Source organism: Trujillonella humicola, from assembly GCF_046233715.1.
In the GTDB taxonomy this organism is placed as follows: Bacteria; Actinomycetota; Actinomycetes; order Mycobacteriales; family Geodermatophilaceae; genus Trujillonella; species Trujillonella humicola.
This window is the reverse complement of sequence record NZ_JBJNRJ010000005.1, coordinates 107,507-133,158: the sequence shown is the minus strand read 5'-3', so window position 1 is coordinate 133,158 and position 25,652 is coordinate 107,507. Positions and strand designations below refer to the sequence as shown.

General features: G+C 75.6%; 23 protein-coding genes. 7 read left to right on the top strand and 16 right to left on the bottom strand.

Going from position 1 to position 25,652, the window contains the following annotated elements:
• Window positions 1–145 precede the first annotated feature (145 nt).
• From ACK586_RS04800 to ACK586_RS04785, 4 genes are all read left to right on the top strand, one after another.
• A complete protein-coding gene (locus ACK586_RS04800) occupies window positions 146–1,207 on the top strand; it encodes a glucose-6-phosphate dehydrogenase assembly protein OpcA (protein ID WP_409329313.1) in 1,062 nt (353 codons plus the stop codon).
• Window positions 1,204–2,043: a 6-phosphogluconolactonase gene (pgl, locus tag ACK586_RS04795; RefSeq protein WP_409329312.1), complete on the top strand. Its 840-nt coding sequence runs from the start codon at window positions 1,204–1,206 to the stop codon at window positions 2,041–2,043. Before ACK586_RS04800 ends, pgl begins: the two co-directional genes overlap by 4 nt.
• A gap of 33 nt (window positions 2,044–2,076) precedes the next feature.
• Window positions 2,077–2,898 (top strand): PIG-L deacetylase family protein, encoded by an 822-nt coding sequence (locus ACK586_RS04790; protein WP_409329311.1) that lies wholly within the window; start codon window positions 2,077–2,079, stop codon window positions 2,896–2,898.
• Between the two features lie 76 nt (window positions 2,899–2,974).
• On the top strand, window positions 2,975–3,148 hold the full coding sequence (locus ACK586_RS04785; RefSeq protein ID WP_409329310.1) for a hypothetical protein: 174 nt from the start codon (window positions 2,975–2,977) through the stop codon (window positions 3,146–3,148).
• Window positions 3,149–3,157: 9 nt separating this feature from the next.
• Here ACK586_RS04785 and ACK586_RS04780 read toward each other — a convergent pair whose 3' ends face one another.
• From ACK586_RS04780 to ACK586_RS04730, 11 genes are all read right to left on the bottom strand, one after another.
• Window positions 3,158–3,499 (bottom strand): RNA polymerase-binding protein RbpA, encoded by a 342-nt coding sequence (locus tag ACK586_RS04780; protein WP_409329309.1) that lies wholly within the window; start codon window positions 3,497–3,499, stop codon window positions 3,158–3,160.
• Between the two features lie 152 nt (window positions 3,500–3,651).
• On the bottom strand, window positions 3,652–3,885 hold the full coding sequence (gene secG / locus ACK586_RS04775; protein WP_409329308.1) for a preprotein translocase subunit SecG: 234 nt from the start codon (window positions 3,883–3,885) through the stop codon (window positions 3,652–3,654).
• Window positions 3,886–3,947: 62 nt separating this feature from the next.
• On the bottom strand, window positions 3,948–5,768 hold the full coding sequence (locus ACK586_RS04770; protein WP_409329307.1) for an ABC transporter substrate-binding protein: 1,821 nt from the start codon (window positions 5,766–5,768) through the stop codon (window positions 3,948–3,950).
• Between the two features lie 32 nt (window positions 5,769–5,800).
• Complete coding sequence (tpiA, locus tag ACK586_RS04765; RefSeq protein ID WP_409329306.1) at window positions 5,801–6,673, bottom strand: triose-phosphate isomerase; 873 nt, start codon at window positions 6,671–6,673, stop codon at window positions 5,801–5,803.
• Window positions 6,673–7,878 (bottom strand): phosphoglycerate kinase, encoded by a 1,206-nt coding sequence (locus ACK586_RS04760; protein WP_409329305.1) that lies wholly within the window; start codon window positions 7,876–7,878, stop codon window positions 6,673–6,675. Before ACK586_RS04760 ends, tpiA begins: the two co-directional genes overlap by 1 nt.
• Window positions 7,879–7,886: 8 nt before the next feature.
• A complete protein-coding gene (gap, locus tag ACK586_RS04755; protein WP_409329304.1) occupies window positions 7,887–8,891 on the bottom strand; it encodes a type I glyceraldehyde-3-phosphate dehydrogenase in 1,005 nt (334 codons plus the stop codon).
• A gap of 159 nt (window positions 8,892–9,050) precedes the next feature.
• Window positions 9,051–10,040, bottom strand: coding sequence for a DNA-binding protein WhiA (whiA, locus tag ACK586_RS04750; protein ID WP_425330368.1), 990 nt, complete (start codon window positions 10,038–10,040; stop codon window positions 9,051–9,053).
• A gap of 108 nt (window positions 10,041–10,148) precedes the next feature.
• Window positions 10,149–11,213, bottom strand: coding sequence for a gluconeogenesis factor YvcK family protein (locus tag ACK586_RS04745; protein ID WP_409329303.1), 1,065 nt, complete (start codon window positions 11,211–11,213; stop codon window positions 10,149–10,151).
• Window positions 11,213–12,160, bottom strand: coding sequence for an RNase adapter RapZ (rapZ, locus tag ACK586_RS04740; protein WP_409329302.1), 948 nt, complete (start codon window positions 12,158–12,160; stop codon window positions 11,213–11,215). The genes ACK586_RS04745 and rapZ overlap by 1 nt, the downstream gene beginning before the upstream one ends.
• A complete protein-coding gene (uvrC, locus tag ACK586_RS04735; RefSeq protein WP_409329301.1) occupies window positions 12,157–14,214 on the bottom strand; it encodes an excinuclease ABC subunit UvrC in 2,058 nt (685 codons plus the stop codon). Before uvrC ends, rapZ begins: the two co-directional genes overlap by 4 nt.
• A gap of 155 nt (window positions 14,215–14,369) precedes the next feature.
• Window positions 14,370–14,678, bottom strand: coding sequence for a hypothetical protein (locus ACK586_RS04730; protein WP_409329300.1), 309 nt, complete (start codon window positions 14,676–14,678; stop codon window positions 14,370–14,372).
• A gap of 207 nt (window positions 14,679–14,885) precedes the next feature.
• Here ACK586_RS04730 and ACK586_RS04725 point away from each other — a divergent pair, with 207 nt between their 5' ends.
• Complete coding sequence (locus ACK586_RS04725) at window positions 14,886–15,476, top strand: copper resistance CopC family protein (protein WP_409329299.1); 591 nt, start codon at window positions 14,886–14,888, stop codon at window positions 15,474–15,476.
• A gap of 9 nt (window positions 15,477–15,485) precedes the next feature.
• On the opposite strand, the gene uvrA is transcribed toward ACK586_RS04725, so the two are convergent.
• Both uvrA and ACK586_RS04715 read right to left on the bottom strand, forming a co-directional pair.
• Window positions 15,486–18,377, bottom strand: coding sequence for an excinuclease ABC subunit UvrA (gene uvrA / locus ACK586_RS04720; RefSeq protein ID WP_409329298.1), 2,892 nt, complete (start codon window positions 18,375–18,377; stop codon window positions 15,486–15,488).
• 73 nt (window positions 18,378–18,450) lie between these two features.
• A complete protein-coding gene (locus ACK586_RS04715; RefSeq protein WP_409329297.1) occupies window positions 18,451–19,872 on the bottom strand; it encodes an amidase in 1,422 nt (473 codons plus the stop codon).
• Window positions 19,873–19,920: 48 nt separating this feature from the next.
• Here ACK586_RS04715 and ACK586_RS04710 point away from each other — a divergent pair, with 48 nt between their 5' ends.
• The gene (locus tag ACK586_RS04710; protein ID WP_409329296.1) at window positions 19,921–20,586 is read left to right on the top strand and encodes an MBL fold metallo-hydrolase; all 666 of its coding nucleotides are present in this window, start codon (window positions 19,921–19,923) and stop codon (window positions 20,584–20,586) included.
• Between the two features lie 74 nt (window positions 20,587–20,660).
• Window positions 20,661–22,094, top strand: coding sequence for a glycosyltransferase (locus ACK586_RS04705; RefSeq protein ID WP_409329295.1), 1,434 nt, complete (start codon window positions 20,661–20,663; stop codon window positions 22,092–22,094).
• Window positions 22,095–22,161: 67 nt separating this feature from the next.
• Here the strand turns inward: ACK586_RS04705 and ACK586_RS04700 are convergent, their stop codons facing one another.
• The 3 genes from ACK586_RS04700 to ACK586_RS04690 all read right to left on the bottom strand — a co-directional run bounded on the left by ACK586_RS04700 (window position 22,162) and on the right by ACK586_RS04690 (window position 25,503).
• Window positions 22,162–22,449: a hypothetical protein gene (locus ACK586_RS04700; protein WP_409329294.1), complete on the bottom strand. Its 288-nt coding sequence runs from the start codon at window positions 22,447–22,449 to the stop codon at window positions 22,162–22,164.
• Window positions 22,450–22,459: 10 nt separating this feature from the next.
• On the bottom strand, window positions 22,460–24,220 hold the full coding sequence (locus ACK586_RS04695; RefSeq protein ID WP_409329293.1) for a S9 family peptidase: 1,761 nt from the start codon (window positions 24,218–24,220) through the stop codon (window positions 22,460–22,462).
• Between the two features lie 137 nt (window positions 24,221–24,357).
• The gene (locus ACK586_RS04690) at window positions 24,358–25,503 is read right to left on the bottom strand and encodes a TerC family protein (protein ID WP_409329292.1); all 1,146 of its coding nucleotides are present in this window, start codon (window positions 25,501–25,503) and stop codon (window positions 24,358–24,360) included.
• Between the last annotated feature and the right edge of the window lie 149 nt (window positions 25,504–25,652).

Below are 25,652 nucleotides of genomic sequence, written 5' to 3'. Positions count from 1 at the left end.
GGGGCGGGGGCGGCCGAAGAGATGCGGGCCGCCGAGGCGCGGGGGGGGGGCCGCCCGCCCCCCCCCCCCGCGCCCCCCCCCCCCCCCGCTCCACCCGTCCGCGGGGACCTGGCTCCCCGCACCCGACCCGAGGCTGGGAGATCCGATGACGACCCTCTGGGACACCACCGGCTCGGCCGTCGTCAAGGAGCTGGCCGTGCAGCGGCGGACCGGCGGGGCGGTGCTCTCCGGCGTCGCCCTCACGCTGGTCGTCGTCGCCGACGAGGCCCGCGTCGCCGAGGCCGAGGAGGCCGCGACCGCCGCCGCCGCGCAGCACCCCTGCCGCATCCTGGTGGTCGTGCGCCGGCAGATCGACGCGCCGCTGCCCCGGCTGGACGCCGAGGTGCTCATCGGCGGGCGCCTGGGCCCGGGCGAGGCCGTCGTGATGCGCATGTACGGCCGCCTGGCGCTGCACGCCGAGTCCGTGGTGCTGCCGTTGCTGGCCGCCGACGCGCCGGTCGTGGCGTGGTGGCACGCGCCCGCACCCGAGCGGATGCAGACCGACGCGCTGGCCGTGATCGCCGACCGCCGGATCACCGACAGCTCCCTCGCCGAGGACCACCTGGCCGCGCTGCGCACCCGCGCCGCCGACTACGCCCCCGGCGACACCGACCTCGCGTGGACCCGGGCCACCCCCTGGCGCGCGGCGCTGACCTCCACGCTGGACGCCGTCTCCGGCCGGCGCGGGGATGCCGTCCGCGTGCTCGGCGGCCGCGTCGAGGGCGACCCCGGCAACGCATCGGCCCGGCTGCTCGCCGGCTGGCTGTCCTCCCGCAGCGGCAGCACCGTCGAGGTCGTCGAGGGCGGCCGCCGGACCGGGCCCAGCGGGGTGGACTCGGTGGTGCTCCAGCTCGACCAGGAGGAGGAGGTCGCCGTCCGCGCCGACCGCCGGGGCGGCGCCGTCCTGACCCAGCCCTACCGGCCCGACGCCACGGTGGCGCTGCCGGACCGGCCGCTGGGCGACCTGCTCGGCGAGGAGCTGCGCCGCCTGGACCCCGACGAGCCCTACGCCGAGGCCCTGGAGGCCGCGACCGGCGTGCCCGACCTGTCGGCCCGCTCCCCGGTGCGCGACCACGTGTGGTTCGACCCGGCGCGGCCCGGCGACACCGCCGAGAGGACCGGGAACGGCGACGGCCCGCCGACCGTGCCCGCGGGGTCGGTCTCGTGAGCCGCTCCCCGGGCGACCGGATCGCCGCCGAGCTGAGCGGGGACGGCGACCGGCCCGTGCCCGACGTCGTCGTCCAGCCCGACGCCGAGATCCTCGCCAGGGCCGTGGCCGCGGCGCTGGTGGCGCGGCTGGCCGCGGCCCAGGCCGTGCACGGCACCGCGTCCGTCGTCCTCACCGGCGGCGGGATCGGGACGGCGGTGCTGCGGCACGTCGCCGAGCTGGCGGCCGAGCCGGCCCGCGAGCGCGTCGACTGGACCGCCGTCGACGTCTGGTGGGGCGACGAGCGGTTCGTGCCCTCCGGCGACGCCGAGCGCAACGAGCGGGGGGCCCGGGAGGCGCTGCTGGATCCGGTGGGGGTGCCGCCCGAGCGGGTGCACGCCATGCCGGCCTCCGACGCCGGTGACGACTCCCCCGAGGCCGCCGCCGACCGGTACGCCGGTGAGCTGGCCGCCGCCGCCCCCGAGGGGGCGACGCTGCCGCGCTTCGACGTGCTGCTGCTCGGCGTGGGCGGCGAGGGCCACGTCGCGTCGATCTTCCCCGACTCGCCCGCCGTCCGGGACGACCGGCCCGTGATCGCGGTGCGCGACTGCCCCAAGCCGCCGCCGACCCGGGTGAGCCTGGGTTTCCCGGCGATCACCTCGGCCGAGGAGGTCTGGCTGCTGGTCTCCGGTGAGGGCAAGGCCGAGGCGGTGGCCCGGGCGCTGGGCGGCGCGGCGCCGGAGGAGATCCCCGCCGCCGGCGTTCACGGCCGGCGCGCGACGCGGTGGCTGCTCGACGCGGCGGCGGCGAGCCGGCTGCCGGCGGCCGACGAGGGGCCGTCCGAGCAGGACTCCTAGCCGGCCGCAAGTCCTCGCCCCGAGGCTTGCCGCATGACCGCACGGCCCGCCACCACCGGCTCCCGCCCCAGCGCGCGCGACCTGTTGCACGACGTCCACTCGGGTGACCGCTGGCTGGCCGTCGTCGCGCATCCCGACGACGAGGCCTTCGGCTGCGGCTCCGTCCTGGCCCGCGCCGCGCTGCTGGGTGCGGACGTGACCATCGCCTGCGCGACCCGCGGCGAGGCCGGGGAGGTCCGTCCCGGCAGCGGCACCGACCGCACCGGTGACCTGGGCGCCGTCCGGGAGGCCGAGCTGCGCGCGGCCGCCGGCCGGCTGGGCGCCGCCCGCGTCGAGCTCCTCGGCTGGCGCGACTCCGGTTTCGCCGGTGACCCGGAGCCGGGGACGCTGTGCGCCGCCGGCGTCGACGAGGTCGCCGGCGTCCTGGGCGGGCTGCTCCGCGAGCTGCTGCCCGACGTCGTGGTGGTGCTCGACGGCAGCGACGGGCACCGCGACCACCGGCACGTCGGCGCGGCAGCCCGGACGGCGCTGCGCGCGCTACCGGAACCGCGACCGCTGCTGGTCGAGCACTGCCTGCCCAACGCGCTCATGCGCCGGTGGCTCACGGAGATGCGGGCACTGCGCCCCGGCACGGTCTACCTGCAGCTGGACCCGGCGTACCTCGGCCGGCCCGACGACGAGATCACCGACGTGCTCGACGCGACCGCGGTGCTCGACCGGCGCACCGCCGCCATCTCCGAGCACCGCTCGCAGACCTCGCCGTTCGACGGGCTCGGGACCGACCTGCAGCGGGCCTTCCTGACCACCGATCACCTGGCCCGGGTCGACCTGGCCGGTGTCCGGCCGGACGCGTGACACCGGGCCGACAGCGCGCTGCCAGAACCCCGCACCACGCTCGGCACCACCGAGCCCGGCATCCCGGAGGAACACCATGACCGCCGACCTGCTCCGGCAGCGCTCCGCCGCCACCCCGGCGACGGCGCAGCGCTCCGCCCCCGCCCCGCCGACCGGCGCCGTCGCCGCCGAGCCGGCCGACCGGCAGCTGCGGTACTGGGACCACGAGATCGCCGCCTGGCGTCCCTGCCCGACCCGCGACGGCTGCTAGGCGCAGCGCTCAGGCGCCGCGGCGGGCCCGGAGCTTGGCCAGCGCCTCCTCGAGGAGGGCATCTCCGTCGGCGTCCGTGCGGCGCTCGCGCACGTAGGCGAGGTGCGTCTTGTAGGGCTCGGTGCGCGGAGCCGGCGGGGGCGCCGCCTGGTCCTGGCCGGCCGGCAGGCCGCAGCGAGGGCAGTCCCACAGCTCGGGCACCTCGGCCTCGGAGGCGAAGGCCACCCGCGTCTCGTGGTCCTGCGCGCACCAGAAGGCCACCCGCCGACGGGGCGCCGCCTCGCCGCGCTCGGCCTCCCCCATCGGTCCCGCACCGACCCGCGTGCCCCGGATCGCGTTCCCACCAGCCACGAGTGCCCCCTGCTGGACTCCAGCCCGAACTCGGCGCGGTCGCGCCGCCGACGGGAGTCTAGAACCTGGGAGACGGGTTCCAGGTCACGTTTTGCGCGTATCCGCGCCCTGTTGCCGGGGCCCGCAGCGAGCCGGCGAGGCGCGGGCCTCCGTCAGACCTTGAGCAGGATCCCCAGCGCGACGACGCACACGGCCCAGACGAGTCCGGTGAGCACGGTGAGCCGGTTGAGGTTCTTCTCGACGACCGACGAGCCCGACAGGGACGCGCTCGCCGCGCCGCCGAACATCGAGGACAGGCCGCCGCCCTTGCCGCGGTGCAGCAAGATCAGCACCACGAGGAGCACGCTGGTCAGCACCAGCAGCACGTTGAGGACGAACTCGACCATGCCCCCAGGGTAACCGAGCCGGCGCGGCCGCCCGGTCAGCGACCCGGCGGCCCGCGTCCTGCTCAGCGGACGCCGGCGGTGGCCAGGTCGTATCCGCTGTAGGGCTCCATCACGACGGCGTTGCGCAGCCGCTGCCCGGCGAGCAGCTGCACCCGGGTCTCGACCAGCGGCACGTAGGCACCCGTGGCCGTCGCCGCGGTCGCCACCTCCCGCCAGGCGCCGCGGGCGGCCCCGGCGTCGGGTCCGACGGCGACGGCGGCGTCGACCAGCCCGGTGACGGCCGGGTCGACCAGCCGCGCGTAGTTGGTGTTCCCGACCCGGCTCACGGCGCGGCCGTCCACCAGCGGCACGAGGAAGGCCGAGGGGGTGGGCACCACGGCGCTCCAGCTGGCCAGCACCATGCCGAAGCCCTGGGCCCGCACGTTGTCGGGGTCACCGACGTCGCGGGCGTAGAAGGTGGCCGCCGGGAGGGCGCGGACCTCGACCTCGATGCCCACTTCGGCCAGCTGGCGGGCGAGTTCCTCGGCCACGGCGACGCTCGCCGAGGCGTCGGCGACCGCGAGCACGGTGGAGAAGCCGTCCGGCAGCCCGCAGATCCCCAGGGCCTCGCGTGCCGCGGCCGGATCGGCGGCCGGGTCGGTCTCCTCGGGGCCGTCGTCCAGCCCGGCCGGCCAGAGGCGCGAGGTGGCCAGGGCGTCGTCCGCCCCGCCGAGGACCTGCTGGACGGCACCGCGGTCGATCGCGGCCGCGACCGCCGCCCGGCAGGCCGGGTCGTCCATCGGGGCGACGTCGGTGGGCAGGGCCAGCAGCCGCACCGCACCGGTGGTCACCTCGTCCACGCGGTCGGTCAGCGGCACGTCCCCGGCGGCGCCCTCGGCGAGTCGCGCCTGGGTGGGCATCGTGACCCCGGTCGCGGCGACGTCGACGTCGGCCGAGCCGGCGAGCAGGGCCTGGTCCCGGTCCAGCCCGCTCAGGCGCGTGCGGACGACGACCCTGTCCGGCAGCGCGGTGCGCACCTCGTCGGTGGCGCGGTCCCACTCCGGGTTCCGGTCCAGGACGATCCCGGTCTCCGGGTCGATCGAGGTGATCGCGTACGGGCCGGAGCTGACCGGATCGCCCCCGTAGGACTCGCGGGTGTCCGAGCCGATCGGGACCGGGCTGCTCGAGGGGAGCGCGAGGACCGCGGGGAAGTCGGGCGTGGCCGACCGCAGCCGGAAGGTGATCGTGCGGTCGTCCGGCGTCTCGATCGAGGCCAGGCCGAGCCGGTCCGGCGTCTCGTCCTGGTAGGGCCCGGGATAGGGGTCGGCGGGGTCGTCGAGCAGGTCCACGACGGTGGTGGGCCCGCCGACGATCACGTCGGAGGCGAACGAGCGCTCGATGCCGTACTTGAGGTCGCGGGAGGTGATCGGCTGCCCGGTCTCGAACCGGACGCCCTCGCGGAGGGTGAAGGTCCAGGTCAGGCCGTTGTCGGGGGTGCTGCCGAGATCCGTCGCCAGATCCGGCACCAGCGAGTCGGTCTCGCCGGGCACCGGGGAGTACGTGACCAGGGTCCGGGTGTAGAGCCGCATCAGGTTCCACACGCCGGGCGAGTAGGAGCGCTGCGGGTCCAGGCTGTCGATCTCCCCGGCCACCACGCGGAGGGTGCCGCCGTCGGCGTCCGAGGGCGCCCGCACGCCCGTGACCCCGGCGTCCGCACCGTCGCCGAGCACCGGGACCGGATCGCCCGCGTCCCGGCCGCCGCCGAGGCCGCCCGGGCCGACGCCGCAGGCGACCACGACGGCGACGACCAGGACGACCACGACGGCGAGGCCGGCGATCCGGCCGCGGGTCCCGCGCAGCCACGACGGGCGCCGCCGCCCGGTCCGCTCCAGCGTGCTGCTCACGTCCCCCGCTCCCCGCCACCGGCGGGCAGCGGTCAGCTGCCGTCGGCGGCGATCCGACAGATCTGGGCGAACTCGTCGGTGTCCAGGCTGGCGCCGCCGACGAGGGCACCGTCGACGTCCGGCCCGGCCAGGATCCCGGCCGTGGTGGCGGCCTTCACCGACCCGCCGTAGAGGATACGGACGACGGCGGCCGTCTCCGGGCCGAAACGCTCGGCGAGCCGGGATCGGAGCGCGCCGCAGACCTCCTGCGCGTCCTCCGGGGTCGCCACCTCGCCGGTGCCGATCGCCCACACCGGCTCGTAGGCGAGGACCAACCCGCCGCCGGACCCGCCGGGGACCGACCCGCCGCCGGACCCGGCACCCCCGCCGGGCGCCACCGACTGCACCTGCTCGGCGGTCAGCCCGTCCAGCGCGGCGTCGAGCTGCGCCGTGCAGTGGGCGACGTGCCCGCCGGCGCGGCGGACCTCCAGCCCCTCCCCGACGCAGAGGATCGGCACCAGGCCGTGCCGCTGCGCGGCCCGGACCTTGCCGGCGACGACGGCGTCGTCCTCACCGTGCAGTGCGCGCCGCTCGGAGTGCCCGACCACGACGTACCTGCAGGCGAGGGCCGCGAGCATCGCGCCGCTGACCTCGCCGGTGTAGGCGCCGGAGTCGTGCAGCGACAGGTCCTGGGCGCCGTAGCCGACCTCCAGCTTGTCCCCGGCCACCAGCGTCTGGACGCTGCGCAGCGCGGTGAACGGGGGCAGCACCACGACCTCGGCGGCCTGCAGCTGGGGCTCCTTGAGGCTGAACACCAGCTTCTGCACCAGGCCGATGGCCTCCAGGTGCGTCATGTGCATCTTCCAGTTGCCGGCGATGAGCGGCCGGCGCCCCTCGCGCGGCGCGGGGGCAGGGGTGCGCGCCATCAGGCGGCCCCACCCTCGGCCAGCACCGCGAGGCCCGGCAGCTCCCGGCCCTCCAGGTACTCCAGCGACGCCCCGCCGCCGGTGCTGATGTGCCCGTAGGCCGACTCGTCCAGCCCCAGCACGCGCACGGCCGCGGCGGAGTCGCCGCCGCCGACGACCGACAGCCCGGCCACGGCGGCGACCGCCTCCGCGACACCGCGGGTGCCGGCCTGGAACGGCGCCAGCTCGAACACGCCCATCGGGCCGTTCCAGAAGACCGTGCGGGCCTCGCCGAGCTCGCGACCGAAGACCTCCACCGTCCGCGGGCCGACGTCCAGGCCCATCCGGTCGCCGGGGATCGCGTCGGCCGGCACGACCGAGGTCTCCGCGTCGGCGCTGAACGCCGAGGCGGCCACGACGTCGACCGGGAGGACGATCCGGCCGCCGGCCGCGGCGAGCAGCCGCCGGCAGGTCTCGACCTGGTCGGCCTCGAGCAGCGAGCTGCCCACCCCGTGGCCCTGGGCGGCGAGGAACGTGAAGCACATCCCGCCGCCGACCAGCAGCCGGTCGACCTTGGGCAGCAGCGCCTCGATCACCGCCAGCTTGTCGCTCACCTTGGAGCCGCCGAGCACGACGACGTAGGGCCGATCGGGATCGGTGGTCAGCCTCGTCAGGACCTCGAGCTCGCGGGCCACCAGCCGGCCGGCCACGTGCGGCAGCCGCAGCGCGACGTCGTAGACCGACGCGTGCCGGCGGTGGACCGCGCCGAACGCGTCGTCGACGTAGACGTCGGCCAGGCCGGCGAGCCGGTCGGCCAGCTCGCCGCGCTCGGCGTCGTCCTTCGAGGTCTCGGCGGCCTCGAAGCGCACGTTCTCCAGCAGCAGCACGTCGCCGTCGCCCAGAGCGGCGACCTTCGCGCGGGCGTCGTCGCCGGCCACGTCGGCCGCCAGCGGGACGGCGGTGCCCAGCAGCTCACCGAGCCGCGCCGCGACCGGCGCGAGGGAGAACTGCGGGTCCGGCGTGCCCTTGGGCCGGCCCAGGTGAGCGGCGACGACGACGCGGGCGCCACCGTCCCGCAGCGCCTGCAGGGTGGGCAGGCTCGCCCGGATCCGGCCGTCGTCGGTGATCTCCCGGGTGGTCTTGTCGAGCGGGACGTTCAGGTCGGCGCGCACGAGCACGCGCCGGCCCGAGACGCCCTCGGCCAGGAGGTCGTCGAGGGAGCGCATCGTCCGCGTCAGAGCGAGGCGCCGACGAGCTCGACCGAGTCGACGAGCCGGTTCGAGTAGCCCCACTCGTTGTCGTACCAGCCGAGCACCTTGGCCATCGGGCCGAAGACCTTGGTCAGGCCGGCGTCGTAGATGCACGACGAGGGGTCGGTGACGATGTCGCTGGAGACGATCGGCGCGTTCGTGTACTTGAGGAAGCCCTTGAGCGGACCGTCGGCGGCCTCGCGGTAGGCGGCGTCGATCTCGTCGGCCGAGGCCTCGCGGGTCAGCTGGACGGTGAGGTCGGTCGCCGAGCCCGTGGGCACCGGGACGCGAACGGCGTAGCCGTCGAGCTTGCCCTGCAGCTCCGGGAGGACCAGCCCGATGGCCTTCGCGGCACCGGTCGAGGTGGGCACCATGTTGAGCGCGGCGGCGCGGGCGCGGCGCAGGTCCTTGTGCGGCCCGTCCTGCAGGTTCTGGTCCGCGGTGTAGGCGTGGATCGTGGTCATCAGGCCGCGCTCGATGCCGAAGGCGTCGTTGAGCACCTTGGCCAGCGGGGCCAGGCAGTTGGTGGTGCAGGACGCGTTGCTGATGATCGTCTGGCTGCCGTCGTACTTCTCGTGGTTGACGCCCATGACGATCGTGAGGTCGTCACCGGTGGCCGGCGCGGAGATGATGACCTTCTTCGCGCCGCCCGCGTCGACGTGCTTGCGGGCGTCGGCGGCCTTGGTGAAGAAGCCGGTGGACTCGACCACGACGTCGACGCCGAGGTCGCCCCACGGCAGGGCCGCCGGGTCGCGCTCGGAGAGGACCTTGATCGACGCGTCACCGACGGAGATCCCGTCGTCGCTGGGCGAGACGTCCTCGGACAGGACGCCGAGGATGCTGTCGTACTTGAGCAGGTGGGCGAGCGCGGCCGGGCTGGTCAGGTCGTTCACCGCCACGATCTCGACGTCCTTGCCGCTGGCGGCCGCGGCCCGCCAGAAGTTGCGGCCGATGCGCCCGAACCCGTTGATACCGACCCGTACCGTCACTGCTGGACCTCCCGAGATCCGGTTCGCTGCAGTGGCGGCCGGGCGGTCGCCCGGCCGCGCGTCGTCGGCGAGCCTATCGGGCCGCGGCCGGTCCGCTCCCCGGCCGTCCGATCGGGCGGCCGGGGACGTAGGGCGGCCACCGCGTGGGCACCCCGACCCTCACTGGGCGAGCATGTCGTCGGTCACCACGGACTCGGTGTCCGGGATGCCGAGGTCCTTGGCCCGCTTGTCGGCCATCGCCAGCAGCCGGCGGATCCGGCCGGCGACGGCGTCCTTGGTCATCGGCGGGTCGGCGCGCTGCCCGAGCTCCTCGAGCGACGCCTGACCGTGCTCGAGGCGCAGCCGGCCGGCGACGAGCAGGTGCTCGGGGGCGTCCTGGCCGAGGATCTCCAGCGCCCGCTCGACGCGGGCGCTGGCCGCGACCGCCGCCCGCGCCGACCGGCGCAGGTTGGCGTCGTCGAAGTTGGCCAGCCGGTTCGCGGTGGCGCGGACCTCCCGCCGCATCCGCCGCTCCTCCCACTGGAGGACGGCGTCGTGGGCGCCCATGCGGGTGAGCAGCGCGCTGATCGCGTCGCCGTCGCGGACCACCACGCGGTCGGCGCCGCGGACCTCGCGGGCCTTGGCCGCGATCCCCAGCCGGCGGGCGGCGCCCACCAGCGCCATGGCTGCCTCGGGCCCGGGGCAGGTCACCTCCAGCGACGACGACCGGCCCGGCTCGGTGAGCGACCCGTGGGCGAGGAACGCGCCGCGCCAGGCGGCCTCGGCGTCGCCGATGCCGCCGGAGACGACCGACGGCGGCAGCCCGCGGACCGGGCGGCCGCGCTGGTCGACCAGGCCGGTCTGCCGGGCCAGCCCCTCGCCGTGCTTGGCGATGCGCACCAGGTACCGGACGCCGCGCCGGATGTTGCCGCCGGCGAGCACGCTCACGCCGCTGGTGTAGCCGTACACCTCGCTGATGTCGCGGCGCAGGCGGCGGGCCACCGACCCGGTGTCCAGCTCCGCCTCGATGACCACCCGGCCGCCCACGATGTGCAGCCCGCCGGAGAAGCGCAGCAGGGCGGTGACCTCGGCCTTGCGCTCGGAGGTCCGCGAGCACTCCACCCGGGAGAGCTCGTCCTTCACCATCGCCGTCATCGCCACGTCGTCCACCCCCGCCCGGTCGCCGTCGGACCGTCCGTTCCCCCCGGGGTCATCCCCACCTCGTCCTCCCCCAGCAGTGCGGGGGACGCCGTGCCCGACCCCCGGGTCGCTGCCTGCTCAGGCGCCATGTGCGGCGTCCCCTCCCCCTCGTCCGTCCGTCCCCGCACGGAGCGGTCCGTCCCACGACCCGATCCTCGCCGAACCGGCGCCGCGCCCGCCACGCGCCACCCCCTCCGCGACCACGCCGGCGAGCGCCGCCGAAAGGCGCCCGGGGTCGTGCCGCGGCGCGCCCCCGGGCTCGGCCACCGGGGCCAGCACGAGGTCGGCACCGCACTCGCGCACCGCTGACAGCAGACCACAGCGGTCAACCACCGAGTCGACATCGGCGATCACGGTGTGCAGCGCCACTCCGTCCAGATGGGCCTGCAGGACCCGCAGGTGCTCCTCCGGGGAGAACCCGTCCGTCTCCCCCGGCTGGGGCTCCAGGTTGAGCACGACGACCACGCGGGCGGAGCTGGCCGCGAGCGCGGAGCGCAGCCGCGGTACCAGCAGGTGCGGCAGGACCGACGTGTACCAGGAGCCCGGACCCAGCGACACGACGTCGGCCGCGGCGATCGCCGCCAGCACGTCCGGGTGCACCGGCGGATCGGCCGGTGAGACCAGGATGTCGCGCACCCGGCCGGGGGTGGACGCGATGGCCACCTGCCCGCGGATCGTCCGGGTCCGGGCCGGGTCGTCGGGGTCGACGGTCTCCACGCGGGCGACGAGGTCGAGCGGGACGTCGGCCATCGGCAGCACCCGGCCTCGGGCGCCCAGCAGCGCGCAGAGGCTGTCGAGCGCCCGCACGGTGTCGCCGCCGTGCAGCTCCACCAGGCCGGTGAGGACCAGGTTGCCGACGGGGTGCCCGGCTAGCACACCGGTGCCGCCCAGGCGGTGCTGCAGCAGCGCCGTCATCTCGTTGCGGCGCCCGTCGTCTCCGGCCAGCGCGGCCAGCGCCATCCGCAGGTCGCCGGGCGGCAGCACCGGCATCTCCCGGCGGATCCGGCCCGAGGAGCCGCCGTCGTCGGCCACCGTCACCACGGCGGTCAGCTCGGACGTGATCCGCCGCCACGCGCCGAGCGCCGCGGCCAGCCCGTGGCCGCCGCCGAAGGCGACGACCCGGGGGGCGGTGGGCGCGCCCACTACTCGCGCCCCAGGTCGCGGTGCTGCGCCACCGCCTGCACGCCGTCGGAGGCCAGCCGGCGGACGAACTCCTCGGCGATGGCCACGCTGCGGTGCTTGCCGCCGGTGCAGCCCACGGCGAGGGTCAGGTAGCGCTTCCCCTCGCGGCGGTAGCCGGGGATGAGCAGGCGCAGCACGTCGAGGTAGCGGTCGACGAACGGGCCGGCCGCCTCCTGACCGAGCACGTAGTCGCGCACGTCGGGGTCCTGGCCGGTGTGCGACCGCAGCTCGGGCACCCAGTGCGGGTTGGGCAGGAAGCGCGCGTCGACGACCAGGTCGGCGTCCAGCGGCAGCCCGTACTTGAACCCGAAGCTGAGCACGGTGGCGGTCAGCGGCGGCGCCTGCCCCTGCCGGGCGAAGGCGTTCTCCAGGGTCGCGCGCAACTGGTGGACGTTGAGGTCGCTGGTGTCCACCCACAGGTCGGCGTCCCCGGCGATGCCGGTGAGCAGCGCCCGCTCGGCGGCGATGCCGTCGATCAGCCGCCCGCTGCCCTGCAGCGGGTGCTCCCGGCGGTTGGACTCGTACCGGCGGACCAGCACCTCGTCGCGGGCGTGCACGTAGAGCACCCGCGGCCGGTGCCCGGCGGTGGCCAGCGCCCGGATGGACTCCTGCAGGTCGCTGGAGAACGCCCGGCTGCGCACGTCGACGATCGCGGCGAAGCGCCGCAGGTCGCCGCGCGCGCCGAGCTCCACCATCGGCTGCAGCAGGGCCGGGGGGAGGTTGTCGACGACGTAGAAGCCGAGGTCCTCCAGGACCCGTCCCGCGGTGTTCTTGCCGGCGCCGGACAGCCCGGTGACGACGACGACGTCCAGCGGCGCGGTCTCGGTGCTGGCGGGGTCGGCCGGGGGCGCGACGTCCCGCTGCGGCCCGGCCTGCGGTGCGCTGCCGCTCTCGGGCGGGGAGGTCACGAGGCGACCTCGCCCACGGCCAGCACCCGGCCGACCTCGGCGGTGCCGCCGGAACCGGGTTGCGCGGTGCCGCGCTCGGCCGGCCCCTGCGGCGCCAGGGTGCTCTCGGCCGGCTCGGGCTCCGCGGCGCTCTCCGCGGCCTCGCCGGGGACGGCGACGGCGGCCAGGACGGCCTCCGCCGTCCGCCGGCCGATCCCGGGCACCTCCACGAGCTCCTCCAGCGTCGCGGCCCGCAACCGCTTCAGTGAGCCGAACCGCTTCATCAGCGCCTTCCGCCGCGTGTCACCCAGGCCGGGGACGTCGTCCAACAGGGAGACCAGCATGCTGGCCGACCGCTTCTGCCGGTGGTACGTGATCGCGAAGCGGTGGGCCTCGTCGCGGACCCGCTGCAGCAGGTACAGCGCCTCGGAGGTACGCGGCAGGATCACCGGGTCGGACTCGCCGGGCAGCCACACCTCCTCCATCCGCTTGGCCAGCCCGCAGACGGCGACGTCCACGACGCCGAGCTCGTCGAGCGAGCGGGCGGCGGCGGCCACCTGGGGAGCGCCGCCGTCGACCACGAGCAGGTTCGGCGGGTAGGCGAAGCGGCGCGGCCGGCCCTCCTCGGCGGCGACGCCCTGCTCGTCGACCCGGTCGGCCTCCTCCTTGAGGTGCCGGGCGAACCGGCGGCGCACGACCTCGGCCATGGCCGCGGTGTCGTCGGTTCCGTGCGTGACGGAGAACCGCCGGTAGTCGGACTTCTTCGCCAGGCCGTCCTCGAAGACGACCATCGAGGCCACCACGTTGGTGCCCTGCACGTGCGACACGTCGATGCACTCGATCCGCAGCGGCGCCTCGGGGAGCTCCAGCGCCTCCTGGAGCTCCGACAGGGCCAGGGACCGCGCGGTGATGTCGCTGGAGCGCTTCACCCGGTGCCGGGCGAAGGCCTCCTTGGCGTTGCGCTCGACGGTCTCCAGCAGCGAGCGCTTGTCGCCGCGCTGGGGCACCCGCAGGCTGACGCGGCTGCCGCGCAGCTCGCTGAGCAGGTCCTCGTAGACGTCGGCGTCGGCCGGCAGCTCGGGGACCAGGACCTCCCGGGGCACGGTCTCGCCCGCCTCGGAGGTGCCGGTCTGCTCGTCGATCCCGCCGTACACCTGCAGCAGGAACTGCTCGACCAGCTCGCCGGTGCCGATCTCCTCGACCTTGTCGACGATCCAGCCGCGCTGCCCGCGCACCCGCCCGCCGCGGACGTGGAAGACCTGTACCGCGGCCTCCAGGTCGTCCTGCGCGAACGCCACCACGTCGGCGTCGGTGCCGTCGCCGAGGACGACGGCCTGCTTCTCCATCGCCCGGTTGAGCGCGCCCAGGTCGTCACGCAGCCGGGCGGCCTTCTCGTACTCCATCGCCTGCGCCGCCTCGGTCATCTCGCGCTCCAGGCGCCTGACCATGAGGTCGGTGCGGCCGGCCATGAAGTCGCAGAAGTCGTCGACGATCCGCCGGTGCTCCTCGGCGCTCACCCGGCCCACGCAGGGGGCTGAGCACTTGCCGATGTAGCCCAGCAGGCACGGCCGGCCGATCTGGCCGGCGCGCTTGAAGACGCCGGTGGAGCAGGTGCGGGCGGGGAAGACACGGGTCAGCGTGTCGAGCGTCTCGCGGATGGCCCAGGCGTGGGCGTAGGGGCCGAAGTAGCGCACGCCCTTGCGCTTGGGGCCGCGCATGACCTGCAGCCGCGGGTACTCCTCGTTCAGCGTCACCGCCAGCGACGGGTAGCTCTTGTCGTCGCGGTAGCGGACGTTGAAGCGGGGGTCGAACTCCTTGATCCAGTTGTACTCGAGCTGCAGGGCCTCGACCTCGGTGCCGACGACGGTCCACTCCACGCCGGCCGCGGTCGTGACCATCTGCCGGGTGCGCGGGTGCAGGCCGGCGACGTCGGCGAAGTAGCTGTTGAGGCGCTGGCGCAGGCTCTTGGCCTTGCCGACGTAGATGACCCGGCCGTTCGGGTCGCGGAACCTGTAGACCCCCGGCGACTCGGGGATGCTGCCGACCGCTGGGCGGTACGAGGACGGGTCGGGCATGGCTCCCACACTAGGTCGCGGGTGCGACACGCCGTACGCGTGAGGGACCCGTCCGCCCCGCGTGTCGCACCCGTCCCGTGCGGGGGCCGCGACGACGAGGAGCGGGACCCGGCGGGTCCCGCTCCTCGTCGTCCGGTCCGGCTGGTGCCGGGGGATCAGCCGGCGGGCTGCGACCGGCGCACCGCGACCGCCCCGGGCATCCGCGCGGCGACGGCGGAGACACCGCGGCCGGCCAGCCGGACGGCGCGGCGGCCGAGTGCCACGGCAGCGAGCAGCCCAACCGGGACGGCGACGAAGTCGAAGGCGTCGGCGACGACGTCCTTGGTCACCACCAGGAGCGACAGCCCGAGGACGGCGACGAGCACCATCACCGAGAGGAGCCCGGAACCGGGCTTCCCCCGGCCCTGCCACGGCTGCCCGCAGTGGCTCATGTCCGGGTCGCAGTCGGGCGTGAGTGCGCTCATCGCGGCCTCCTCGTTTCCGGCACAGGGGTATCCCGGTGACGTCAGTCACAGGCACTCTACGCCGGTCGTGACCTCTCTCACAAGGCGTACGGCGCACGGGCCCGGCAGCCGCCGGCCGCGCCGTCCCGGCCCGTCCCCGAGCACCGGGAGGGGACCCCGGACGCGGCCCGGCCCCGGAGCCGGAGGTGCGGGTGCAGGATGACCGGCGTGACCTCCCGCCGGGTCCTCGTCGCGCTGGCCGTTGCCGTGCTGGCCGTTGCCGCACAGGTGCTGGCGGCGCCGGCACCGGCGTCCGCGCACACCGGGCTCGAGTCCACCGACCCCGCCGCCGAGAGCACGGTGACGGCCGCGCCGGCCGCGGTGACCCTCACCTTCGGCGGGACGGTGCTGGGCGCCGACGTCACGGTGACCGGGCCGGACGGCGCGGTCGGCACCGGCCCGGCGACCGTGGAGGGTGCGGTGGTCCGCGTGCCGGTCGCGCTGACGGCGGCCGGACGCCACGACGTCACCTGGTACGTCACCGGCTCCGACGGGCACCCGGTGCAGGGCTCGTTCGGCTTCGAGTACACGCCCCCGGCCGCGCCCGCACCGTCGACGGCCGGTCCGACGACGGCCGCGCCACCCGCCGCCGGCACGTCACAGGGGACGCCGGTCGGCACCAGGAACGACGTCGTCGAGCGGGCCGCCGGCAGCGACGACGACGGCGGCACCCCCGGCTGGGTGCTGGCGGTGCTGGTCGGCGCCGCGGTCGCCGTCGGAGCAGCCGTCGTCCTGCTGCTCCGGCGGCGCCGCGGCTGAGCCGCGCGGTCAGCTGGCCCTGCGGCGCGCCCGCTTCTTCGGGGCGGCGGCCGCCTCGACCGCGCCGGCGTCGAGCAGCGGCACCAGGTAGCGGCCGGTGTGGCTCTCCGGGACCGACGCGACGAGCTCCGGCGGCCCCTCGGCCACCACCGTGCCACCTCGGAAGCCGCCCTCGGGGCCCATGTCGACCAGCCAGTCGCAGCTCTTGATCACGTCGAGGTTGTGCTCGATGACGAGGACCGAGTTGCCCTTCTCGACCAGGCCCTGCAGCACCAGCAGCAGCTTGCGGATGTCCTCGAAGTGCAGGCCGGTGGTCGGCTCGTCGAGGACGTAGATGCTGCGGCCGTTGCTGCGCTTCTGCAGCTCGCTGGCGAGCTTGACCCGCTGGGCCTCGCCGCCGGACAGCGTCGTGGCCGGCTGCCCGAGCCGCACGTAACCCAGGCCGACGTCGGTGAGGGTGCGCAGGTACCGGGCGATCGAGGGGATCGCGGCGAAGAACTCGGCCGCCTCCTCGATGGGCATGTCGAGGACCTCGGCCACCGTCCTGCCCTTGTAGTGCACCTCCAGGGTCTCCCGGTTGAACCGGGCGCCCTTGCACACCTCGCACGGCACGTAGACGTCGGGCAGGAAGTTCATCTCGATCTTCAGCGTGCCGTCGCCGGAGCAGGCCTCGCAGCGGCCGCCCTTGACGTTGAAGGAGAAGCGGCCGGGCTGGTACCCGCGCATCTTCGCCTCGGTGGTCTGGGCGAACAGCTTGCGCACCTGGTCCCAGACCCCGGTGTACGTGGCCGGGTTGGAGCGCGGCGTGCGGCCGATCGGCGACTGGTCGACGTGCACGACCTTGTCCAGGTGCTCCAGCCCGGTCACCGTGCGGTGCCGGCCGGGCACCTGCCGGGCGCGGTTGAGCTCGTTGGCCAGCACCGTGTACAGGATGTCGTTCACCAGGCTGGACTTGCCCGAACCGGAGACCCCGGTGACGCCGACCAGCATCCCCAGCGGGAACGTGACGTCCACGCCCTTGAGGTTGTTCTCCCGGGCGCCCTTGACCACCAGTTCCCGGCCCGGCGTCGGCTTGCGCCGGACCGCGGGCACGGTGATCTCCTTGCGGCCGGACAGGTACTGGCCGGTCAGGGAGCGCTCGCTGGCCAGCAGGTCGGCGACGGTGCCGCTGACGACGACCTCGCCGCCGTGCTCGCCGGCGCCCGGGCCGATGTCGACCACCCAGTCGGCGACCTTGATGGTGTCCTCGTCGTGCTCGACGACGATCAGCGTGTTGCCCATGTCGCGCAGCCGGACCAGCGTCTCGATCAGCCGGCTGTTGTCCCGCTGGTGCAGGCCGATCGAGGGCTCGTCGAGCACGTAGAGCACGCCGACCAGCCCGGACCCGATCTGGGTGGCCAGCCGGATCCGCTGGGCCTCGCCGCCGGCGAGGGTGGCCGCGGGCCGGTCCAGCGACAGGTAGTCCAGGCCGACGTCGACCAGGAACGACAGCCGGGCCTGGATCTCCTTGAGCACCCGGTCGGCGATCGCCCGCTCCCGCTCCCCCAGCTCCAGGGCGTTGAGCCACTCCGAGGCCTCGCCGATCGACAGCCCCGTCACCTCGGCGATGGACCGCCCGGTCAGCTTGACGGCGAGGATCTCGGGCTTGAGCCGGGTGCCGTGGCAGACGGGACAGGGCACGTCGCGCATGTAGCCCTCGTACTTGTCCCGCATGAAGTCGCTGTCGGTGTCCTCGTGCCGGCGCTCGAGGAAGGGCAGCACGCCCTCGAAGGCGGCGTAGTAGCTGCGCTCGCGGCCGTACCGGTTCTTGTAGCGGACGTGCACCTGGTCCGGCGAGCCGTGCAGGACCGCCTTCTGCACCTTGGCGGGCAGCCGCTCCCACGGGTCGTCCATGGAGAAGCCCAGCTGCTGGGAGAGGCCCGTCAGCAGGCGGGTGAAGTACTCGTTGCTCATCGAGCCCGCCCACGGCGCCACCGCGCCCTGCGCCAGGCTCTTCGTCGGGTCGGGCACCACGAGCTCGGGGTCGACCTCCTTGCGGGTGCCGATGCCGGTGCACTCCGGGCAGGCGCCGAAGGGCGAGTTGAACGAGAAGCTGCGCGGCTCCAGCGCCTCGAACGACAGGCCGTCGTCCACGCACGCGAGGTGCTCGGAGAAGGTCCGCTCGCGGTGCGGGTCGCCCTCGGGGACGTCGACGAAGTCGAGGACGACCAGGCCCCCGGCCAGGCCGAGCGCGGTCTCCACCGAGTCGGTCAGCCGCCGCTTCGCGCTCTCCTTGACGGTGAGCCGGTCGACGATCACCTCGATCGAGTGCTTCTCCTGCTTCTTGAGCTTGGGCGGCTCGGTCAGCGGGTGCACCACGCCGTCGACCCGGACGCGGGAGAACCCCTGGGTCTGCAGCGAGCTGAACAGGTCGACGTACTCGCCCTTGCGTGCCCGCACGACGGGTGCGAGCACCTGGAAGCGGGTGCCCTCCTCCATGGCGAGCACCTGGTCGACGATCTGCTGCGGGGTCTGCCGGGAGATCGGCTTGCCGCAGTTGGGGCAGTGCGGCTGACCGGCGCGGGCGTACAGCAGGCGGAGGTAGTCGTAGACCTCGGTGATCGTGCCGACGGTCGACCGCGGGTTGCGGTTGGTCGACTTCTGGTCGATGGAGACCGCCGGGGACAGGCCCTCGATGAAGTCGACGTCGGGCTTGTCCATCTGGCCGAGGAACTGCCGGGCGTAGGCCGACAGCGACTCGACGTACCGCCGCTGCCCCTCGGCGAAGATCGTGTCGAAGGCGAGGCTCGACTTGCCCGAGCCCGACAGGCCGGTGAAGACGATCAGCGCGTCACGCGGCAGGTCGAGGTCGACGTCCTTGAGGTTGTGCTCGCGGGCGCCGCGGACGACGAGGCGGTCCATGGGGGTCCTGTCGGTCGAAGTGCTCGGGTCGGTCGGCCGGGCGTGCCGGCCGAGGGGCTCTGGGCGGCGCTGCTCAGACGGCTGCCGCGGCGGGCGACGCGAGGGGGTCGAAGACCGGCGCGTGACGGCGCCACGGCCGCCGGCGTTCCAGCTCTCCGGCCAGCCAGAGTAGTCGCCTCTCCGCGCCGGGGGGGCCGACCAGCTGGACCGCCAGGGGCCACCCCTGCGCCCGCGTCCCGGCGGGGACGACGGCGGCCGGCACGCCCGCCAGGTTCCACGGCGAGGCGAAGGGCGCCCACCGCGCGTTGGCCGTCACGTTGGCCAGGAAGCCGCGCTCGTGCCACGGCCGGGCGGACAGCGGCGGACCGCTCACGGCCGGCATCAGCAGGACGTCGACGTCGGTGAAGAACGCCTCGGTCCGCGCGCGGAAGCGGTCGGCCGGCCCGGGGCGGATCAGCCCCAGCCGGCGCACCCAGCGGCCCAGCCGGGCGTGGCTGCGGCTGCGGGGCTCCAGCGCCGCCCGGTCCAGCCCCAGGAAGGCGGCGTCGTCCTCCGCACCGGCGAACCAGCGGGCCAGCGCCGCGAGCGCCGCGTCGGTCGGGATGACCGGATCGCGGCGGAGCACGGTGTGCCCGGCCCCGGCCAGCAGCGTCGCGGTCGCCTCCACCGCTTCCCGGGCGGCCCGGTCGGCCCGCACGCCGGGCACCGGCGAGCGCAGGCTCACGGCGATCCGCAGCGGCCCGCCGGGGTCGGGCGGCGCGGTGGGCTCCTCCCCCGCGAGCACCGCGAAGGCCAGTGCCTGGTCGGCCGCGGTGGTGGTGAGCGCGCCGTTGACCGCCATGCCCGACCAGTCGTCGGCGCCGATGCCGCCGGGCAGCACGCCGCGGCCGGGCTTGAGGGTGACCAGCCCGCAGGCGGCGGCGGGCAGCCGCAGCGAGCCCATGCCGTCGCTGCCGTGGGCGATCGGGACACTTCCGGCGGCGACAGCGGCCGCGCTGCCCCCGGAGCTGCCGGCGGGCGACCGGGCCGTGTCCCAGGGGTTGCGGCTGACCGCGCCGGGGGAGTCGGTCGAGGCGTACAGGCACAGCTCCGGGACGCGGGTGATGCCGACGACCACCGCCCCGGCGCCGCGCAGCCGCGCCACCACCGGGTGGTCCTCGGACGCCGGGACGGGCCGGCCCGCCGACGAGCCGTCGGTGACCACCTCGCCGGCGACGGCCACGTTGTCCTTGATCGCCACCGGCACCCCGGCCAGCGGCAGGCGGGCCCGGTCCGGCGCCGCGTCGACCGCTGCGGCCTCGTCGAGGGCCGCCTCGCGCCGCACGACGCGGAAGGCTCCGACCCGCGGCTCCACCGCCTCCAGGTGGTCGAGGTGGGCACGCACCACCTCGACCGCGGAGAGCTCGCCGGAGCGGACCCGGGCGGCGATCTCGGTGGCGGGGAGGCCCACCAGCCGACCGTCCTGAGAGCCGGGCAGACCTCCGCTAGCGTCCATGCCCAGGACCGTAGCCGCGGTCGCCGACACTTTCCGAGGGAGCCTTCGATGAGCGGTCCGTACACCGGGGACGTGCAGGTGGGCGGCCCGGCCGGGGTCCGGGAGCTGCCGGGGCTGGTGGTCGCCAAGCTCGCCGTCGGCGAGATGGACAACAACGCCTACCTGCTGCGCGACACCGCCAGCGGCGAGGCGCTGCTCATCGACGCGGCCACCGACGCCGAGGCGCTGCTGCGGCTGATCGGGGACGCCGACCTGCGCACCGTCGTCACCTCGCACGGGCACTGGGACCACCACCGGGCGCTGCCCGAGGTGGTCGAGGCCACCGGCGCGACGACGGTCGCCCACCCCGCCGACGCCGCCGACCTGCCCGTGCCCGTTGACCGGCTGGTGGAGCACGGCGACACCCTCCGCGTCGGCGAGCACACCCTCGAGGTGATCCACCTGCGCGGGCACACGCCGGGGAGCATCGCGCTGCTGTGGCGCGGCCCCGGCGACGCCGGACCGCACCTGTTCACCGGCGACTGCCTGTTCCCCGGCGGCGTCGGCAACACGCAGAAGGACCCGCAGCGCTTCACCAGCCTGCTCGACGACGTCGAGGAGCGGGTGTTCGGCCCGCTGCCGGACGAGACGTGGGTCTACCCCGGCCACGGGAAGGACACGACGCTCGGCGCCGAGCGTCCCCACCTCGCGGAGTGGCGCGCCCGAGGCTGGTGAGCCGACGGCCGGTGGTCCCGCGGCCGCGCCGACGAGCACGCCGGGCGGGAGGCACCGGCCGTACGGTCGTCGGCATGCCGGGGCTCACGTCGGTGCCGATCGCCTCCATCCCGCTGCAGCGGTTCGAGCCGGTGCTGGACCGGCAGACCTACCGCTCGGTGCTGGAGCACGCCGAACGCGCCCGGGAGCTGTTCGCCGGCCGGGCGCTGTGGAACGTCAACTCCACCGCCCGGGGCGGCGGGGTCGCCGAGATGGTGCAGTCGCTGCTCGCGTACGCCCGCGGCCAGGGCGTGGACGCCCGCTGGGAGGTGATCTCCGGCGATCCGGAGTTCTTCACCGTCACCAAGCGGCTGCACAACCAGCTGCACGGGGCGCCCGGCGACGGCCGGCCGCTCGACGCCGCGGCGCGGGAGGTCTACGAGACGACGACGCGGGCCAACGCCGAGGCCCTCGCCGAGCGGGTGGCCCCCGGAGAGGACGTCGTGCTGCTGCACGACCCGCAGACGGCCGGCATGATCCCGCTCCTCCGCGAGCTCGGCGTCCCGGTGGTGTGGCGCTGCCACGTCGGCATCGACCACCCCGGCGAGATCACCCGGCAGGCCTGGGACTTCCTGGCCCCGTACGTCCGGCAGGCCGACGCGTACGTCTTCTCCCGGCCGCAGTACGTCTGGCGGGACCTCGACCCCGCCCGCACGGTCCTCATCCCGCCGTCCATCGACGCCTTCTCGGCCAAGAACCAGGACCTCGCGGACGACACCGTGCACGCCGTGCTCGCGGTCGCCGGGCTCCAGGAGGACGGCGCCGCGCGCACGGAGGCCGCGTTCACCCGCATCGACGGATCGCCGGGGCGGGTGGAGCGCCGGGCCGCGGTCGACGAGGGGCGCCCGCTGCGGGCCGGGGACCGGGTCGTCCTCCAGGTGTCGCGGTGGGACCGGCTCAAGGACCCGCTGGGCGTGATCCGGGGGTTCGTCGACCACGTCCTCCCGCACACCGACGCGCACCTCGTCTACGCCGGCCCGTCGGTCGAGGCCGTGGCCGACGATCCCGAGGGGCAGCAGGTCCTCGACGACGCCCGCGGGCTGTACGCCGGGCTCCCCGCGGTGGCGCGCGAGCGGGTGCACCTGGTGTCGCTGCCGATGACCGACCCGGAGGAGAACGCGGCGATGGTCAACGCCCTGCAGCGGCGCGCCGACGTCGTCGTCCAGAAGTCCCTCGCGGAGGGGTTCGGCCTCACCGTCGCCGAGGCGATGTGGAAGTCCCGGGCGGTGGTCGCCAGCCGGATCGGCGGGATCCAGGACCAGATCGACCACCCCCGGTCCGGACTGCTGGTGGACGACCCGGCCGACCTGGGGGCCTACGGCGCGGCCGTCACCGGCCTGGTGGGGGACGGCGCCCGGGCCGCGAGCATCGGCGGCGCCGCCCGCCGGCGGGTGACCGACCAGTACCTGGGCACGCGGTCGCTGGTGCAGTACACCGACCTGTTCGCCCCGCTGCTCGCGCCGAGCTGACCTGCACGGCCCGGGCGCCGGCGTCCCCGTCATCCCCCGCCGGCCCGCGGGGGCGCCGACCGGGGAGCTACTCCGTGTCGTCGTCGAAGAGGGAGACCAGCTCGTCGGCGGTGCAGGCCACGTGCAGCGGCACGACGGAGACGAGCCACCCGGGCCGCCGCTGGTCGACGTCGACGGCGAGGTCCCACGCGGCCCGGGCGCTGAGCGGGCCGAAGCAGGCGTCGTCGCCGTCCTCCTCCAGCGCGACCTCCACGAGCCAGGTGTCGGAGAGGTCGGCCGCGAGCTCGGCGAAGTCGGGCTCGGTCCCCTCCTCGGGCTCGGGCAGGTCGGCCGCGACGGGGTAGATGAGCGCCATGCGCCGAACGCTAGCCGTCCCGGTCCCGCGGCGCTCGGTCCCCGCCGGGAGCCAGCCAGCGGCGCCACCAGCGCAGTTGGTGCTCCGCGCGGGCGATCCTGGTCCGGGGCCGGTCGGAGCGCGCGGGGTCGGGCCCTCCGCCGGGGAGGACCAGCAACTCGGCGGGCACGCCGGCCCGCTTCAGCGCCGCGAAGACGCGCGCCTCCGGTGCCCGGGCGTCGGGGCTCCCGGAGACGACCAGGGTGGGCGGCGCGGCCGCGTGCGGTACCGCGTCGCCCGGGGCCGCATCGTCCAGCGCCGGATAGGCCGCCTCGAGCACGGCCGCGGCGAACCGGCCGGTCCGCGCGGCCAGCTCGAGGGCCGGCGTGCCACCGACCACCCCGACGCGGGCGCCGTCCAGCCGCAGGGCCGGGTCGGCGAGCGCGGCGTCGAGCACCGCGCCGGCGTCTCCCGGCGCGCAGAGCACGACGGCGAGGCCGGCCGAGACGGCGAGCTGCACGTCGTCGCGCAGCGACCACCCCGGCCGGTCCGCGGCCAGGTCCAGCAGCACCGGGTGCGGGCCCGGGCCGGCCGGCAGCGCAGCCCAGGCCGGCGTCTCGCGGTCGGGGACCGGCACGGCCACGGAGCGGTGCACCCGCCCGGTGGCCGCCAGCGCGGTGCCGAAGCCGGTGAGCAGCCGCCGGCGGCCCGGCGTGATGGCGACCAGCTCCCCGGCCGAGCCGTCGTGGGCGACGGTGGCGACGACGACGCCCGCGCCGGCCCCCGCCCCGCGGACGGTGAAGGGCCCGTCCACCAGGACCTCGGGCTCGCCACCGGCCGGCGGGACCCGCAGCAGCTCGACCGCTCCCTGCCGCCGCACCCTGACCAGGACCCCCCGGCCGGTCACGACCGCCCCCGGGAGCGCGTCCCCCCGGTCAGCGGCGAGCAGCGGCTCCGGGGTCCCGCCGGACGACGGGACGCGGCACAGCGCCGCCGGCCGGCCGGTGTCGTCGAGCCCGTCCGGCCCCAGGTCACCCACCCAGGTGAGGACGAGGGCATCGCCGGACGGCGACCACGCCGGGGTCCGGCACCGGCCGCGGGTGGCGGTGACCCGGCGCAGCCCCGATCCGTCGGGGCGCACCGCGAAGACGTCGGTGCGCAGGTCGCGGTCGGCCGTGGCGTGGCGGGCCGAGACGAACGCCAGCTCGCTGCCGTCGGGACTCCAGCAGACGTCGGTGCAGTCGGCCTCCCCGTGCGTGACGACCACCGGCCGGGGCAGTGCGACGTCGTCGGCGGCGAGGTCGTCGGGCAGGTCCAGGACGTGCACCTGCGCGACCGGACCGCCGAGCGGGCCCGGGCCCGTCAGCTGCCGGAGGGCGGTGACCAGCCGGGGCCCGCCGGCCTCGGCCGCATCCGCCCGGGGCGCCGTCCAGGCCAGCCGCCGGGAGTCCGGTGCCCACACCGGCGACCCGGCGCCCTGCCGCGCGTCGGTGAGCCGCCGCGGGGCGCCGCCCGCGGCGGGGAGCAGGTGCACCTGGAGCGGCTCGTCCCCGGCGGCTCCGAGGTAGGCCAGCCAGCGGCCGTCGGGCGAGAAGGCCGGTGCGGTGTCCCGCCCGCCCGAGGTCAGGGGCCGGGCGGGCGCCGAGCCGTCGGTGGGGACCGCCCACAGCTGGCTGCGCGGGGCGTCGGCGGCGAGGTCGGGCCGGGTGACGGCGACGACGGCGATCCGCCCGTCCGGCGCGAGCGCCGGCGTGCCCGGCGTGCGCAGCAGGGCGAGGTCGTCGGGCAGCATCGTCGCCGACGCTAGCCGAGCGGTCGCCGGCCGCCGCTGCTCCGGTCACCGCGTGCCGCAGGCCCCCGGCGCCGGACCTCGGCACCGCCGGCGCCCCGGCGCCGGGAGGCCCGGCGCCGGGGCACCGGCGCGGGCGGTCAGCCGCGCGGGGGCTGCTCGCCGCTGGGCTCGGTGACCGCCGCGGTGCGGCCGGTGGGCGGCGCGTCCCCGCGGCCGGCGGCCGACTCGACGCGCTCGCCCGGGCCGGACACGTGCCGGCCGGAGGCGTCGGCACCGGGGGCACCGGCGCCGGGGCCCGCCGGCGGCTCGCCCGCTGCGCGGTCACGGCGGTTCTTGGCGAGGCTGGCGACGGTGGTCACCAGCAGGGTGACCAGGATGACCAGCAGCGACAACCAGGTGGGCACCTCGGGGATCGCGGTGACGTGCTCCCCGCCGTTGATGAACGGCAACTCGTTCTCGTGCAGCGCGTGGATCACCAGCTTGACGCCGATGAAGCCGAGGATGACCGCCAGCCCGTAGGCCAGGTACACCAGCCGGTCCAGCAGCCCGTCGATCAGGAAGAACAGCTGCCGCAGACCCAGCAGCGCGAAGGCGTTCGCCGTGAACACCAGGTACGTCTCCTGCGTCAGCCCGAAGATCGCCGGGATCGAGTCGACGGCGAACAGGATGTCGGCGCTGCCGATCGCGATCAGCGCGATGAACAGCGGCGTGATGTACCGCTTGCCGTCGACCTTCGCCGTCAGCCGGTCGGAGTGGTAGGTCTCCGTCGTGGGCAGCACCCGGCGGGTGAGCCGCAGGACGGCGTTCTCCTTGAACTCCTCCTCGTCGTCGTGCCCACCGCTGCGCGCCTGCGCCCACGCCGTGTACAGGAGGAACCCACCGAAGATGTAGAAGATCCAGCTGAAGTGCTCGATCGCCGCCGCGCCGATGAAGATGAACACCGTCCGCAGCACCAGCGCGAACGCGATACCGAACAGCAGCACCTTCTGCTGCAGCTCCCGCGGCACCGCGAAGCTCGCCATGATCAGCACGAAGACGAACAGGTTGTCCACCGAGAGGCTCTTCTCGGTGATGTACCCGGCGAAGTACTCCCCGCCGTAGGTCCCTCCGGCGAACCACAGCACGAGCAGGCCGAACACGACCGCGATCGCCACGTAGACCGCGGACCAGGTGGCGGACTCGCGCAGCGTGGGGGCGTGCGGGGTCCGCACGTGACCGATGAAGTCGAAGGTGAGCATGGCGATGATCGCGGCGACGGTCAGGGCCCACACCCACAAGGGCACGTCCAAAGCAACCTCCGGGTTCGATCGTCAGCACCGGAGGACACGTCTCCGGCCGCCTGCTCGTGCCAGGTCGGCTCCCGGCCACCCGGACGAGCCGCCGTGACCGTCTCGGCGGCGGCGCGCAGGAACGCCCTGCGCTGCCGCGCCCT

Bases quoted from the DNA above. Each gene is read 5' to 3' on its own strand.
- ACK586_RS04760 (WP_409329305.1), bottom strand. From the start codon at position 7,878: ATGCGCTCCCTCGACGACCTCCTGGCCGAGGGCGTCTCGGGCCGGCGC.
- uvrC (WP_409329301.1), bottom strand. From the start codon at position 14,214: ATGCCCGACCCGTCCTCGTACCGCCCAGCGGTCGGCAGCATCCCCGAG.
- ACK586_RS04790 (WP_409329311.1), top strand. From the start codon at position 2,077: ATGACCGCACGGCCCGCCACCACCGGCTCCCGCCCCAGCGCGCGCGAC.
- ACK586_RS04700 (WP_409329294.1), bottom strand. From the start codon at position 22,449: ATGGCGCTCATCTACCCCGTCGCGGCCGACCTGCCCGAGCCCGAGGAG.
- ACK586_RS04730 (WP_409329300.1), bottom strand. From the start codon at position 14,678: ATGAGCGCACTCACGCCCGACTGCGACCCGGACATGAGCCACTGCGGG.
- ACK586_RS04800 (WP_409329313.1), top strand. From the start codon at position 146: ATGACGACCCTCTGGGACACCACCGGCTCGGCCGTCGTCAAGGAGCTG.
- tpiA (WP_409329306.1), bottom strand. From the start codon at position 6,673: ATGGCGCGCACCCCTGCCCCCGCGCCGCGCGAGGGGCGCCGGCCGCTC.
- ACK586_RS04695 (WP_409329293.1), bottom strand. From the start codon at position 24,220: ATGCTGCCCGACGACCTCGCCCTGCTGCGCACGCCGGGCACGCCGGCG.
- uvrA (WP_409329298.1), bottom strand. From the start codon at position 18,377: ATGGACCGCCTCGTCGTCCGCGGCGCCCGCGAGCACAACCTCAAGGAC.
- ACK586_RS04705 (WP_409329295.1), top strand. From the start codon at position 20,661: ATGCCGGGGCTCACGTCGGTGCCGATCGCCTCCATCCCGCTGCAGCGG.
- ACK586_RS04715 (WP_409329297.1), bottom strand. From the start codon at position 19,872: ATGGACGCTAGCGGAGGTCTGCCCGGCTCTCAGGACGGTCGGCTGGTG.
- secG (WP_409329308.1), bottom strand. From the start codon at position 3,885: ATGGTCGAGTTCGTCCTCAACGTGCTGCTGGTGCTGACCAGCGTGCTC.
- ACK586_RS04785 (WP_409329310.1), top strand. From the start codon at position 2,975: ATGACCGCCGACCTGCTCCGGCAGCGCTCCGCCGCCACCCCGGCGACG.
- ACK586_RS04710 (WP_409329296.1), top strand. From the start codon at position 19,921: ATGAGCGGTCCGTACACCGGGGACGTGCAGGTGGGCGGCCCGGCCGGG.